At 68.1% G+C, this 13236-nt stretch carries 11 protein-coding genes; 2 read left to right on the forward strand and 9 right to left on the reverse strand.

Annotation, left to right across the window (positions count from 1 at the left end; all coding sequences use genetic code 11):
* Positions 1-94 precede the first annotated feature (94 nt).
* Positions 95-790: a peptide-methionine (S)-S-oxide reductase MsrA gene (gene msrA, locus FOZ70_RS28120; protein ID WP_051392132.1), complete on the forward strand. Its 696-nt coding sequence runs from the start codon at positions 95-97 to the stop codon at positions 788-790.
* Positions 791-809: 19 nt separating this feature from the next.
* Here msrA and FOZ70_RS28125 read toward each other — a convergent pair whose 3' ends face one another.
* Positions 810-1064, reverse strand: coding sequence for a hypothetical protein (locus FOZ70_RS28125; protein ID WP_155631966.1), 255 nt, complete (start codon positions 1062-1064; stop codon positions 810-812).
* Here FOZ70_RS28125 and FOZ70_RS28130 point away from each other — a divergent pair.
* Entirely contained in the window at positions 1063-2178 is a 1116-nt protein-coding gene (locus FOZ70_RS28130) for an aromatic ring-hydroxylating dioxygenase subunit alpha (protein ID WP_042972892.1), read from the forward strand. The two genes, FOZ70_RS28125 and FOZ70_RS28130, sit on opposite strands and share 2 nt — an antisense overlap.
* Positions 2179-2208: 30 nt before the next feature.
* Here FOZ70_RS28130 and FOZ70_RS28135 read toward each other — a convergent pair whose 3' ends face one another.
* The 8 genes from FOZ70_RS28135 to FOZ70_RS28170 all read right to left on the reverse strand — a co-directional run bounded on the left by FOZ70_RS28135 (position 2209) and on the right by FOZ70_RS28170 (position 12964).
* Positions 2209-2598 carry a cytidine deaminase gene (locus tag FOZ70_RS28135; protein ID WP_048029016.1) on the reverse strand — a complete coding sequence of 130 codons (390 nt, stop codon included), beginning with the start codon at positions 2596-2598 and terminating at the stop codon, positions 2209-2211.
* Positions 2599-2708: 110 nt separating this feature from the next.
* A complete protein-coding gene (gene deoA, locus FOZ70_RS28140) occupies positions 2709-4025 on the reverse strand; it encodes a thymidine phosphorylase (RefSeq protein WP_219707295.1) in 1317 nt (438 codons plus the stop codon).
* Positions 4026-4063: 38 nt separating this feature from the next.
* A complete protein-coding gene (locus FOZ70_RS28145) occupies positions 4064-5338 on the reverse strand; it encodes a NupC/NupG family nucleoside CNT transporter (RefSeq protein WP_219707296.1) in 1275 nt (424 codons plus the stop codon).
* Positions 5339-5686: 348 nt separating this feature from the next.
* A complete protein-coding gene (gene hydA / locus FOZ70_RS28150; RefSeq protein ID WP_021156782.1) occupies positions 5687-7144 on the reverse strand; it encodes a dihydropyrimidinase in 1458 nt (485 codons plus the stop codon).
* 70 nt (positions 7145-7214) lie between these two features.
* Positions 7215-8723 carry an NCS1 family nucleobase:cation symporter-1 gene (locus tag FOZ70_RS28155; protein WP_175851908.1) on the reverse strand — a complete coding sequence of 503 codons (1509 nt, stop codon included), beginning with the start codon at positions 8721-8723 and terminating at the stop codon, positions 7215-7217.
* Positions 8724-8825: 102 nt separating this feature from the next.
* Positions 8826-10145 carry an NAD-dependent dihydropyrimidine dehydrogenase subunit PreA gene (gene preA / locus FOZ70_RS28160; RefSeq protein WP_021156780.1) on the reverse strand — a complete coding sequence of 440 codons (1320 nt, stop codon included), beginning with the start codon at positions 10143-10145 and terminating at the stop codon, positions 8826-8828.
* A gap of 70 nt (positions 10146-10215) precedes the next feature.
* Positions 10216-11553 carry an NAD(P)-dependent oxidoreductase gene (locus tag FOZ70_RS28165; protein ID WP_219707297.1) on the reverse strand — a complete coding sequence of 446 codons (1338 nt, stop codon included), beginning with the start codon at positions 11551-11553 and terminating at the stop codon, positions 10216-10218.
* A gap of 130 nt (positions 11554-11683) precedes the next feature.
* On the reverse strand, positions 11684-12964 hold the full coding sequence (locus tag FOZ70_RS28170) for a Zn-dependent hydrolase (RefSeq protein WP_021156778.1): 1281 nt from the start codon (positions 12962-12964) through the stop codon (positions 11684-11686).
* Positions 12965-13236: the final 272 nt, after the last annotated feature.

Here is a 13236-nt window from a genome sequence, read left to right on the forward strand (position 1 = left end):
CGCGTCCGGGCCACGCTTTCCATTCCGCCTTCCGAAGGAGCACACCGTGAACACCATCTCCCCCCGCGGTTCCGCGCCGCAACGGCGCACGGCGATGCTGCGCCGCATCGGCGCCATCGCCGTCGCGGCGCTCGCCGTGTTCGGCTACCAGCGCATCGTCAACTCCGCCGAGCCGATGCGCACCGTCCCCGCGCCCACGCTCGACGAAACGCCCGGCGCATCGCACGACGAGACGGCCGTGCTCGCCGGCGGCTGCTTCTGGGGCGTGCAGGGCGTATTCGAGCACGTGAAGGGCGTGAAGCAGGTCACGGCCGGCTATGCGGGCGGTGCGTCCGAAACCGCGCACTATGCGCTCGTCGGCTCGGGGCTGACCGGGCATGCGGAATCGGTTCGCATCGTCTACGATCCGACCCAGATCACGTACGGCCGGCTTCTGCAGGTGTTCTTCTCGGTCGCGCACGATCCGACCGAGCTCAACCGGCAGGGCCCCGACGAAGGGTCGCAATACCGGTCGGCGATCTTCCCGACCACCGCGCAGCAACGCGCGGTCGCGAGCGCGTACATCGCGCAGCTCGGCACCGCGCACGTGTTTCCGGCGCCGGTCGTCACGCGCGTCGAGGACTACAAGGGGTTCTACCCGGCCGAGGCCTATCACCAGAACTACCTCGAGCTGCACCCGGACGCGCCGTACATCGCGTACAACGACATGCCGAAGATCGCCGGGTTGAAGCAGTACTTCCCGGCGCTGTACCGCACCGACGCGGTGCTGTGGCGCGATGCGCGCTCGTGACCGCCACGCGGTCACGTGGTCACGCCGCCGCATGACGGGGTGACCGGTTGACCGGGTAACGCCTGCCGCGCAGCTGAAGCCCGTGCGGCCATGCACGGGCCGGCGCGAGCCGCCCGCGATCCGGTTTGCGCTGCATCAACGAAACGGCGGCCGCCGTGCCGGGGCAAACCCGCATCGCGTCCGCCGCGACCGGCAACTTCGCGTAGACTTCTCCAGATCCCCGCCGCATCTTGCGGCGCCCGGAATTCCAGTCCAGCCCGGAGGCGTCACGCATGCGAGCAGTGCCCTTCCCTGACAGCGGCACCCTTGGAGAACCCTCTTCCGGCGCGGCCGTGCGCGACTTGCGCCGCGTGCCGATTCATCCCGATCACTGGTACCCGCTCGCGTGGTCGCGCGAGCTGAAACGCGGCAAGACGCTCGGCGTGCGCTTCGCCGGCGAACCGATCGTGCTCGTGCGCACCGAATCCGGCGCCGTGTACGCGCTCGAGGATCGTTGCGCACACCGCCAGGTGCCGCTGCACGCGGGCGTCGTGAGCGGCGAGACGCTGCGCTGCTGTTATCACGGCTGGACCTACGCGTGCGACAGCGGCCGCTGCGTCGACGTGCCGTACCTCGGCCGCGAGCGCCTGCCCAACGGCGTGCGCGCCTATCCGTGCCGCGAAGCGCACGGGCTGATCTTCGTGTTCCCGGGCGACGCGACGCTCGCCGACTCGCGGCCGTTCCCCGCGCTCGAATCGGCAGACGACCGCGCGTTCAAAACGCGTCGCTTCGGCCGCGAGGTCAAGTGCCACTACTCGTTCATGCACGAGAACCTGATGGACATGAACCATCAGTTCCTGCATCGCAAGCAGATGGGGCAGATGCGTGCGCGCTCGGTCGGCCGGCGCCGCGGCGACGACTGGGTCGAGGTGGACTACACGTTCGCGCGGATGGAAGGCAAGCAGCCGGTCGGCGAGGCGCTCGTGTTCGGCGCGAGCAAGAAGCCGGGCGAGCAGGCGAACAAGAGCGTGATGACGGTGCGCACCGGTTATCCGTACCAGACACTGCAGATCCGCTCGAGCGAAGGCACGCTCGTGATGGACCTGTGGATCGTCTACGTCCCGCTCGACGCGGAGCAACGCACCAACCGCACGTTCGGACTGCTGTCGATCCACAAGCCCGGCATACCGTTCGCGCTCGATCTCGCGTGGCCGCTGCTCGTCTGGTTCACCGAGCGCATCTTCCGCGAGGATCGCTGGATCGTCGAGCGCGAGCAGGAAGCGCATGACCGGCAGGGCGCCGACTGGAACCACGAGGTGTTTCCGGTCATCAACGAGCTGCGCGACCTGCTGCGCCAGTGCGGCGCGCGCACGGTGATCCCGATCCGCGAAGCGCGCGACGGCGCGTGACGTGAGCGGCGCGCCGTCGCGCGCCGTTCGTTACAACCGGAACGCGCCCGGCAGCAATGCGTCGGCCGTCGTGACGCTGACGGCCCCGTGCAGGTTCGCCAGGATCACTTCGATGTCCGGCGTGCCGATCTCGATGATCACCTGGCGGCAGGCGCCGCACGGCGCGATCGGGCCGTCCGTGTCGCCCACGACCGCGAGCCGCGTGAAATCCCCCGGACGATAACCGGCGGCGATGGCCGCAAACATCGCCGTGCGTTCCGCGCAGTTGCAGAGTCCGTAAGACGCGTTCTCGACATTGCAGCCGTGAAAAACCGTCCCGTCGCGCGCCAGCAGCGCGGCGCCGACCTTGAAGCGGGAATACGGCGCATACGCGCGTTCGCGCGCCGCCTTCGCCGCTTCGATCAGTTCGTGTCGTTCCATCTCGTCGTGCCTCCGATTGTGTGCCCGGGCGCATCGGCGCGGCCGCAACCCGGCCGCCACGATACGCCCGTGGCGTGCGGCGATCGCCGGTATCCGCACCGTGCGACCGGTCAGCCGATCCGCTGATAGAGGGTCGGCGGCGCGTCGCCCGTGTCGCCCAGCACATAGCTGCGCTGGATCGCCTCCACCGCGTGCGCCGCGGCGGCTGCGTCGCGGGCATGCACATGGCCGAGCGGCTGGCCGGCTTCGACATGCTGCCCGATCTCCGCGAGCGCCGTCAGGCCGACACGGTAGTCGATCGCGTCCGCCGCGCGCGTGCGGCCGCCGCCGAGCGCGACGACCGCGAGCCCGAGCGCGCGGCAATCGACCCGCTGCACGACGCCGCTCACGCGCGACGGAACCGGTACGATCACCTCCGCCCGCGCGAGATGACGCGCGGGGGCGTCGATCAGGTCCGCGGGGCCGCCGAGCGCCGTGACCATCTTCGCGAAGCGTTCCGCCGCCGCCCCCGAATCGAGCGCGTGCTGCAACTTCACGCGCGCCGCCTCGACGTCGCGCGCCAGCCCGCCGGTGACGAGCAACTCCGCCGACAGCGCCATCGTGACGTCATGCAGGCGCGTCGGGCGCGACTTGCCCGTCAGGTAGTCGATCGCGCACGCCACTTCGAGCGCATTGCCCGCGCACGGCGCGAGCGACTGGTTCATGTCGGTGAGGATCGCGGTCGTCTTCATGCCGGCGCCGTTGCCGACGTCGACGATGCTGCGCGCCAGTTCCGCCGATTTCTCCGCCGTCGGCATGAACGCGCCGGAGCCGACCTTCACGTCCATCACGAGCCCGTCGAGCCCGGCCGCGAGTTTCTTCGACAGGATCGACGCGGTGATCATCGCGACCGATTCGACGGTCGCCGTCACGTCGCGAATCGCATAGATGCGCTTGTCGGCCGGCGCGAGCCGCGCCGTCTGCCCGATGATCGCGACGCCGACCTCGCGCACCGTGCGACGAAACACGTCCGTATCGGGCGTCACGTCGTAGCCGGGAATCGCGCTCAGCTTGTCGAGCGTGCCGCCGGTATGACCGAGCCCGCGCCCCGAGATCATCGGCACGTAGCCGCCGCACGCGGCGACCATCGGCCCGAGCATCAGCGACACGACATCGCCGACGCCGCCGGTCGAATGCTTGTCGATCACCGGGCCGCCGAGATCGAGCGCGCGCCAGTCGAGCACGTCACCCGAGTCGCGCTGCGCGAGCGTCAGCGCGACGCGCTCGTCGGTGCTCAGGTCGTTGAAAAACACGGCCATCGCGAACGCGGCCACCTGGCCCTCGGTCACGCTGCCGTCGGTCACGCCGCGCACGAACGCGGCGATCCCGTCGCGATCGAGCGGCTGCCCGTCGCGCTTCCGGCGAATGAATTCCTGCGGTAAAAACATCGTTGCCTCTCCTCGATCGTTCAGGTTCAGGCGCAAGTTCAATGAAGCGAAAAGAACAGGCCCGCAATCGCCGCGCTCATCAGGTTCGACAGCGTCGCGGCCGTCAGCGCGCGCAGGCCATGCCGTGCGACTTCCGAGCGGCGCTCGGGCGCGACCGCGCTGAAGCCGCCCGCGAGGATCGCGATCGACGAGAAGTTCGCGAAGCCGCACAGCGCGAACGACACGATCGCGAGCGTCTTCGGGTCGAGCACCTGCAGGCCGGCCGCCGCGACGTGCTCGCCGCTCTTCAGGTACGGCGACAGGTCGCCATACGCGACGAACTCGTTGAAGATCAGTTTCTCGCCGATGAAGTTGCCGGCCAGCGCCGCGTCGTGCCACGGCACGCCGATGATCCACGCAAGCGGCGCGAACAGGTGGCCGATGATACCCACGAGCGTGATCTGCGGAAAGCCCGCGAACGCCGCCACGCCGCTGACGATGAGGTTCATCAGCGCGATGAGCCCGACGAACGCGATCAGCATCGCACCGACGTTGATCGCGATCCGCAGCCCGACCGACGCGCCCGACGCCGCCGCCTCGATCACGTTGGCGGCGTGCTTGTCGTCGAAATCGAGCCCGTCGACCACGACGCGGCTCGGCTCGACCGTCGGAAACAGCAGCTTGCCGAACAGCAGGCCGCCGGGCACCGCCATGAACGACGCGGCGAGCAGGTATTCCATCTTCACGCCGAGGCCGGCATAGCCGACCAGCACCGAGCCGGCGACCGACGCCATGCCGCTCGCCATCACCGTGAAGATCTCGGCGCTCGTCATGTTCCGCACGAACGGCTTCACGAGCGCGGGCATCTCGCTCTGCCCGAGAAAGATCGTCGCGACGGCCGAGCACGCCTCGATGCGGCTCACGCCGAGCACTTTCGCCAGTGCGGCGCCGAGGATCGCGACGATCCATTTCATCACGCCGATGTAGTACAGCACCGCGATCAGTGCGGTCACGAAGATGATCATCGGCAGCACGCGCAGGCCGAATACGAACCCGCCGTCGCCGAACAGCTGGAACATCTTGCTGTCGACGAGCCCGCCGAACACGAACGCGATGCCGTGATTGCCCATGTCGAGCACGCGATTGACGCCGTTCGCGGCCGCCGCCAGCGCCGTGCGGCCGGACGGCACGAACAGCACCAGCGCGCCGATCGCCAGCTGCGTGCACAGCGCGGCGATCATGGTACGGCCGCTCACCGCGCGCCGGTTGTTCGACAGCAGATAGGCCACCAGCAGCAGGAACAGCATACCCAGGAGACTGCGCAGAATATCCACCTCGTACTCCTTGCTCTCAATGTTGTTGGACTGTTCGGCGGGCAGGCCCGGCATACCTGCGAAACGCCGTCGGTGGATATTACTCGCCGGCATGCACGCCGACAACGCAAACAAAATGGCCGCGTTCGAGCAACGTCGCGTGCTTCGTCGACTTGCTCAGTTCTTCTACATACCGGGAGATCGGCAAGACCGGATCACGCCACGATCCGTCCCAAATACTGAGAGATCTGGCGGGATGGGGAGCAGCAGGCAGAAGCAGTGCCGGCATGCACGGGAAGACAAGAGGGAGCATGCGGGGCGTGCCGCTCGACCCGACACGCCCCGCACATTACACACGTTACGCACCGTTCAGCCGGCGCGCTCGACCGGATGCGGTTCGCGCAGCCGGTTCGCGATCCGCGCGGCCTCGTAGTAGCCGGCGGCCGGCGGGCGCTTCAGGTAGCGACCCGCGCCGCGCACCGCGCGCAATTCGCCGTCGGCCCATGCGAGTGCGCCGCGCGTGAGCGTATGCGTCGCGACGCCCTGCACCGTCATCCCTTCGAACACGTTGAAGTCGACCTGCTGGTGATGGGTCTTCACCGAGATCGTCTTCGTCGCGGCAGGGTCCCACACGACGAGATCGGCATCGGCGCCCACCTGCACGGCGCCCTTGCGCGGATACAGGTTGAAGATCTGCGCGGCGTTCGTCGACGTGATCCGCACGAACTCGTTCGGCGTGATGCGGCCGTGATTCACGCCGTGATGCCACAGCACCGACATGCGATCCTCGACCCCGCCGCAGCCGTTCGGGATCTTCGTGAAATCGTCGCGGCCCATCGCCTTCTGCGACGCGCAGAACACGCAGTGGTCGGTCGCCGTCGTATGCAGTTGCCCCGCCTGCAGCCCGCGCCACAGCGCCTCGCGATGCTCGGCCGAGCGGAACGGCGGGCTCATCACGTGCGCGGCCGCGCGCGTCCAGTCCGGATCGCGATAAACGGCCTCGTCGATCACCAGGTGGCCCGGCAGCACCTCGCCGAACACGCGCAGCCCCTCGCTGCGTGCGCGCGTGATCGCATCCACCGCGTCCTTCGCGGAGACGTGCACGATGTACACGGGCACGCCGAGCACCTGCGCGATGCGGATCGCGCGGTTCGCGGCCTCGCCCTCGACCTCCGGCGGCCGCGACAGCGGATGCGCCTCCGGCCCCGTCATCCCGCGCGCGAGCAGCGCCTTCTGCAGCTGGAACACGAGCTCGCCGTTCTCGGCGTGCACGGTCGGCAGCGCGCCGAGTTCGAGCGAACGCGAGAAGCTGTTCACGAGCACCTCGTCGTCGGCCATGATCGCGTTCTTGTACGCCATGAAGTGCTTGAAGCTCGACACGCCGTGCTCGCGCACGAGCGTACCCATGTCGCGATGCACGCTCTCGTCCCACCACGTCACGGCCACGTGGAAGCCGTAGTCGGCCGCCGCCTTCTCGGCCCAGCCGCGCCATTCGCGGAACGCGTCCATCAGCGGCTGCTTCGGGCTCGGGATCACGAAGTCGATGATGCTCGTCGTGCCGCCGGCGAGCCCGGCGGCCGTGCCCGAGTAGAAATCGTCGCTCGCGGTCGTGCCCATGAACGGCAGTTCCATGTGCGTATGCGGATCGATGCCGCCCGGCATCACGTACTGGTCGTGCGCGTCGACGACGCTCGCGCCGGCCGGCGCGTCGATCTGCTCGGCGATCTGGAGGATCGTGCCGCCGTCTTCAGGGTCCGCGCACAGAACGTCGGCGCGATAGGAGCGGTCCGCATCGACCACGGTGCCGCCGCGAATCAGGATTGCCATGGGGTTGCCTCCTCGTTGACTGTCGGGTGCCGCATCGCGCGCATCAAGCGCATCAAGCGCATCGCGCGTGTCATGCGCTCGCGATCTGCGCGCGCTGTCCGGCGCGCCACTTCATCCAGGTGCCGTACACGCCCGACGCCAGCACGAGGCCGACGAACCACGCGTACGTGTAAAGCGTGTTGAAGAACGCCGGCACGTTCGGGAACGACGCCGGAAATGCCGTGTGCAGGAAGCCGGGCAGGTTCGGCAGCACGCCGACCGCGAGCGCGGCCAGCGCGGCCGGGTTCCAGCCGCGCGCGTAGCTGAAGCCGCCGCGTTCGTCGAACAGCGCGCGCGTGTCGAGCCGCGTGCCGCGAATCAGGAAGTAGTCGATCATCATGATCCCCGCCACGGGCCCGAGCAGCGCCGAATAACCGACGAGCCAGGTGAAGATGTAGCCGTCCGTCGTCGCGAGGATCTTCCACGGCATCATCACGATCGCGATGGTCGCGGTGATCATCCCGCCGGTGCGGTACGAGATCGCCTTCGGCCACAGGCTCGAGAAATCGTAGGCCGGGCCGACGAGATTCGCGGCGAGGTTGCAGCACATCGTGTCGAGCGTGAGGATCACGAGCGCGATGCCCACGCCGATGCCCGTCATCCGGCTCGTCAGGTCGATCGGATCCCAGATCGCGTTGCCGTAGATCACGACGGTCGCGGACGTCACGACGACCGACACCACCGACAGCAGCGCCATCGGCAACGGCAGCCCGATCGACTGGCCGATCACCTGGTCGCGCTGCGAATGCGCGAAGCGCGTAAAATCGGGGATGTTCAGCGCGAGCGTCGCCCAGAAGCCGACCATCGCGGTCAGGCCCGGCCAGAAGGTCGCCCAGAACAGCCCGGCCTTCTTGCCGCCCGCCGCGAACTGCGACGGCGCCGACAGCATCGTGCCGAAGCCGCCCGCCTTCGACGTCGCCCACCACACGAGCGCCACGCACATCACGACCTTGATCGGCGCGGACCAGCTCTCGAGCCAGCGGATCGAATCGGTGCCGTGCCAGATGAAGTAGAGCTGCAGCGCCCAGAACACGAGAAAGCACGCGAGCTGCCCGAACCCGATGCCGACGACCGGCAGCGCCGCGCCGTGCAGCGCGTTGCCGGTCAGGATGTTCAGCAGCGTATAGATCGCACTGCCGCCAAGCCAGGTCTGGATCCCGTACCAGCCGCATGCGACGATCGCGCGCAACAGCGCCGGCAGCTTCGCGCCCTGCGTGCCGAACGACGCGCGCACGAGCACCGCGTATGGAATCCCGTGCTTCGCGCCCGCATGGCCGATCAGCAGCATCGGCACGAGCACGATCAGGTTGCCGAGCAACACCGTCGTCACGGCCTGCCACGGCGACATGCCTTCCTGGATCAGCCCCGCCGCAAGCATGTACGACGCAATGTTCATCACCATCCCGACCCAGAGCGCCGCGAAGTGATACCACTTCCACGTGCGCTGCGCCGGCGTCGTCGGCGCGAGGTCGTCGTTGTACAGGCTGCCGCCCTGCGCCGCGGCGCCATCGGGATCGGCGGGATTCGCTGCGTGATTCATCGAACGCACTCCACGAAAACGTCGGCGCCGGCACCATGCGATGCCGGCCCGGGTGGAACGAAAAGCGGCGGTGCGGGGCTCGCCCGCGCCGCCGGACGCCGGTCAGGCAGCCTTCTTCGCGTGTTTCTCGGGTGCCGCCGCCGCACCTGCACTCGCCCCCGCGTCCGCGCTCGCCGGATTGTTCGGATGCGTGGTCCAGTTCGCGTAGTCGCCCGAATCGACGCGCTCCATCGTGATGCATTGCTCGACCGGACACACATGCATGCAAAGATTGCACCCGACGCATTCCGAGTCCACCACTTCGAAGTGACGCACGCCGTCCTTCGTCGCCGTGATCGCCTGGTGCGACGTGTCCTCGCACGCGATATGGCACAGCCCGCACTGGATGCAGCGATCCTGGTCGATGCGCGCCTTGATGTCGTACTTCAGGTTCAGGTATTTCCAGTCGGTCACGTTCGGCACCGCACGGCCGCGGATATCGTCGAGCGTCGCGTAGCCCTTCTCATCCATCCAGTTCGACAGGCCGTCGGCGAGGTCCGACACGATCCGGAATCCATAATGCATCGCCGCGGTGCACACCTGCACGCTGCCGGCGCCGAGCACCATGAACTCGGCCGCGTCGCGCCACGACGAGATGCCGCCGATGCCGGAGATCGGCAGGTTCGGCGTTTCCGGGTCGCGCGCGATCTCCGCGACCATGTTCAACGCGATCGGCTTGACCGCCGGGCCGCAATAGCCGCCGTGCGTGCCCTTGCCGTCCACGGTCGGCATCGGCGCCATGTGGTCGAGATCGACCGCGACGATCGAGTTGATCGTGTTGATCAGCGACACGCCGTCCGCGCCGCCCTTGTACGCGGCGCGCGACCCCATCCGGATATCGCTGATGTTCGGCGTGAGCTTCACGAGGCACGGCAGCTTCGTGCCTTCCTTCACCCAGCGCGTGACCATCTCCACGTATTCGGGCACCTGCCCGACCGCCGCGCCCATCCCGCGCTCGCTCATCCCGTGCGGACAGCCGAAGTTCAGCTCGACCGCGTCGGCGCCCGTATCCTCGACGAGCGGCAAGATCCACTTCCAGTCCCGCTCGTTGCACGGCACCATCAGCGACACGATCAGCGCACGTTCCGGCCAGTCGCGCTTCACCTGCGCGATCTCTCTCAGGTTCACGTCGAGCGGACGGTCGGTGATCAGCTCGATGTTGTTCAGCCCCGCGATGCGCTGGCCGTTCCACTGCACGGCGCCGTAGCGCGAACTGACGTTGACGACGTGCGGATCGAGCCCGAGTGTCTTCCACACGACGCCGCCCCAGCCCGCCTCGAACGCGCGGTTCACGTTGTAGGCCTTGTCGGTCGGCGGCGCGGACGCCAGCCAGAAGGGATTCGGCGAAGTGATGCCCGCGATGGTGCAGCGAAGGTCGGCCATGTTCGGCTCCGTGAGAGTGGGGTCGTGTTCGTTGTGCTCGTGGTGGTGGTATGCGACGCGCGCGGTGCGCTCACGCGGCCTTCGCGTCGCGTTGCGCGAGCGCCGCGTCGATCGACGCTGCCGCGCGCTTGCCGTCCTGCACGGCCTGCACCGTGAGGTCGATGCCGCCCGTCGCCGCGCAGTCGCCGCCGGCCCACACGTCGGGCCATGCGGTGCGCCCGTCCGCATCCACCGCGATACGCGTGGCGTCCGCGGTCAGCAGCGCGGCTGCGATACCTTCCGGCACCAGCGTCTGGCCGATCGCCTTCAGCACCATGTCCGCGTCGACGGTGAAACGCTCGCCCGATGCCGCCTCGAACTCGACGCCCGTCACCTGCCCGTTCGCACCCGCCATGCGCACGGGTTTCGCGTGCGTGACGAGCGTGACGCCGCTCTTCTGCGCGAATTCGCGCTCGGCCCACGTCGCGCTCATCGCGTCCACGCCACGCCGGTACACCATCGTCACGCGATCGGCGCCGAGCTTGCGGCTTTGCACCGCCGCATCGATAGCCGTGTTGCCGCCGCCGATCACGACCACGCGCCGCCCGACCGCCACGTTCTCCAGCGCGTCGGCCTGCCGTACCTGCTCGATGAAGTCGACTGCGTTCATCACGCCGTCCAGTTGTTCGCCGTCGATCGCAAGCGCGCGCACGCCGGCGAGGCCCATCGCGAGAAACACCGCATCGTGCTGCTCGCGCAGCGCGTCCAGCGTGGTGTCGCGGCCAAGCGCGACGCCGGTCTGCAGCGTGATGCCGCCCACCGACAGCAGCCACTCGACTTCACGTTGCGCGAAATCGTCGACGGTCTTGTACGCGGCGATTCCGTATTCGTTGAGACCGCCGGCCTTCGGGCGTGCGTCGAACAACGTGACGCGATGCCCGGCGATCGCGAGCCGGTGCGCACACGCGAGCCCGGCCGGCCCCGCACCGACCACCGCGACGTGGCGGCCCGTGTCGGGCGCGCGCGTGAAGCGCACCGCGCCGGTTGCCATCGCCCAGTCGGTCGCATGCCGCTGCAGCGCGCCGATCGCAACGGGCTGCGCATCCTGGTGGTTGCGCACGCATGCGCCTTCGCACAGGATCTCGGTCGGGCACACGCGTGCGCACATCCCGCCGAGCGGATTCGCCGACAGGATGTCGGTCGCGGCGCCCTTCAGGTTGCCGTTGCCGATCTTGCGGATGAAGCTCGGGATGTCGATCTGCGTCGGGCAGGCCTGCACGCACGGCGCGTCGTAGCAGTAGTGGCAGCGGCTGGCAGCGGCCGCGGCGGCGGTCGGATCGAGCAGCGGCGCGATATCGGCGAATTCGCACGAGAGTTGCGTGGACGACAGGCGATGCGCGGCGATATCGCCGGTTGGCTTGGTGGTCATACGCGTTCCTTCGACTGGGTGGAGACAAAGCCGTCCCCGCCGGCTGCGAATGCACAGTCGGGGCGGTCATCATTATCAGGAATGCTACGGTCAGGCGGTACGCAGCCTGCCGGCTGCTACGGTCCTTGCGTCATGAAGCCGGCTCGCATGCGCGCGACAGCATCGCGTGCAGCAGCACGTTCGCGCCGGCCTCGATCCATGCGGGCGTCGCGTCCTCGATCTCGTTGTGACTGATCCCGTCGACACACGGCACGAACACCATCGACGTCGGCGCGACCTGGGCGAGATAGCACGCATCGTGCCCCGCGCCCGATACGATGTCGCGATGCGAGTAGCCGAAGCGATCGGCCGCACCGCGCACCGCTTCCACGCATGCGGAATCGAACGCGACCGGCTTGTAATAGAAAATCTGCTCGAGCTGGGTCTCGAGCCCGATGTCGGCCGCGATGCGCGCCACACCGTCGCGCAATGCAGCATCCATCTTCGCGAGCACCGCGTCGTCCGGATGACGGAAATCGACGGTGAAGAACACGCGTCCGGGAATCACGTTGCGCGAGTTCGGGTAGACCTGCATCATGCCGACCGTCGCGCAGCCGAACGGCGCATGATCGAGGCCGATCCGGTTCACCAGATCGACCACGCGCGACGCACCGAGCAACGCATCGCGCCGGCGCGGCATCGGCGTCGGCCCCGCATGCGCTTCCTGGCCGGTGAACGTGATCTCGTACCAGCGCTGCCCCTGCGCGTCGGTGACGACGCCGATCGTCTTGCACTCCGCCTCGAGTATCGGCCCCTGCTCGATATGCAGCTCGAACGCCGCGTGCAGCTTGCGCCCGCCGCACGGCACGTCGCCCGCGTAGCCGATGCGCGCCAGTTCCTCGCCGATCGTCTTGCCGTCCACGTCCTTGCGCGACAGCCCGTATTCGAGCGGGAAGACGCCCGCGAATACGCCGGATGCGACCATCGCGGGCGCGAAGCGCGAGCCTTCCTCGTTGGTCCAGATCACGACCTCGACCGGATGCTCGGTCTCGATGCCGTGATCGTTGAGACTACGAATCACCTCGAGGCCGCCGAGCACGCCGTAGATGCCGTCGAAGCGGCCACCCGTCGGCTGCGAATCCGCGTGCGAGCCGGTAACGACCGGCGCCGCATCGGCCACGCGGCCCGCGCGGCGCATGAACACGTTGCCCATCGTATCGACCGTCACCGTGCAGCCGGCGGCCTTCGCCCAGCCGACGATCAGGTCGCGGCCGGCCTTGTCGAGATCGGTCAGCGCGAGGCGGCACACGCCGCCCTTCGGCGTCGCACCGATCTTCGCGACTTCCATCAGGCTGTCCCACAACCGCTTGCCGTCGACCTTGATCGACGTGTCGAAAGCTGCCCGCTTCACTGTTTCCGATACCGCGTTCATTCGTATCGCTCCTGTGGGGTCGGTGATGTCGTCAGCCCGGTCTGTGCCGGTGCGTGCAATACCTGTTTCGGGGCAATCCCGCCCATGCGCGGTGCATGTCCCGGTCGTGTGCGAAGTTCGTCCGACGAATCGCCGGAACTGTCTTCCGCCGCTCGTCGAATCCTGTCCGATTGGACAGGTTTTAGACGATCAAAATGACCAAAGCAACGTCTTTCTTTCGTGGATCGATAGAGCGAGAAACGTGCCATCGCAACGCAGCATCGCTGCGGATG

The organism is Burkholderia sp. COPS (genome assembly GCF_019425585.1).
Taxonomy (GTDB): Bacteria; Pseudomonadota; Gammaproteobacteria; order Burkholderiales; family Burkholderiaceae; genus Burkholderia; species Burkholderia cepacia.

What these genes read in the sequence shown, in the direction of transcription:
- hydA (WP_021156782.1), bottom strand. Translation starts at nt 7,144, where the DNA reads ATGGCAATCCTGATTCGCGGCGGCACCGTGGTCGATGCGGACCGCTCC.
- FOZ70_RS28125 (WP_155631966.1), bottom strand. Translation starts at nt 1,064, where the DNA reads ATGCGTGACGCCTCCGGGCTGGACTGGAATTCCGGGCGCCGCAAGATG.
- FOZ70_RS28165 (WP_219707297.1), bottom strand. Translation starts at nt 11,553, where the DNA reads ATGACCACCAAGCCAACCGGCGATATCGCCGCGCATCGCCTGTCGTCC.
- deoA (WP_219707295.1), bottom strand. Translation starts at nt 4,025, where the DNA reads ATGTTTTTACCGCAGGAATTCATTCGCCGGAAGCGCGACGGGCAGCCG.
- FOZ70_RS28135 (WP_048029016.1), bottom strand. Translation starts at nt 2,598, where the DNA reads ATGGAACGACACGAACTGATCGAAGCGGCGAAGGCGGCGCGCGAACGC.
- msrA (WP_051392132.1), top strand. Translation starts at nt 95, where the DNA reads ATGCTGCGCCGCATCGGCGCCATCGCCGTCGCGGCGCTCGCCGTGTTC.
- FOZ70_RS28170 (WP_021156778.1), bottom strand. Translation starts at nt 12,964, where the DNA reads ATGAACGCGGTATCGGAAACAGTGAAGCGGGCAGCTTTCGACACGTCG.
- preA (WP_021156780.1), bottom strand. Translation starts at nt 10,145, where the DNA reads ATGGCCGACCTTCGCTGCACCATCGCGGGCATCACTTCGCCGAATCCC.
- FOZ70_RS28130 (WP_042972892.1), top strand. Translation starts at nt 1,063, where the DNA reads ATGCGAGCAGTGCCCTTCCCTGACAGCGGCACCCTTGGAGAACCCTCT.
- FOZ70_RS28155 (WP_175851908.1), bottom strand. Translation starts at nt 8,723, where the DNA reads ATGAATCACGCAGCGAATCCCGCCGATCCCGATGGCGCCGCGGCGCAG.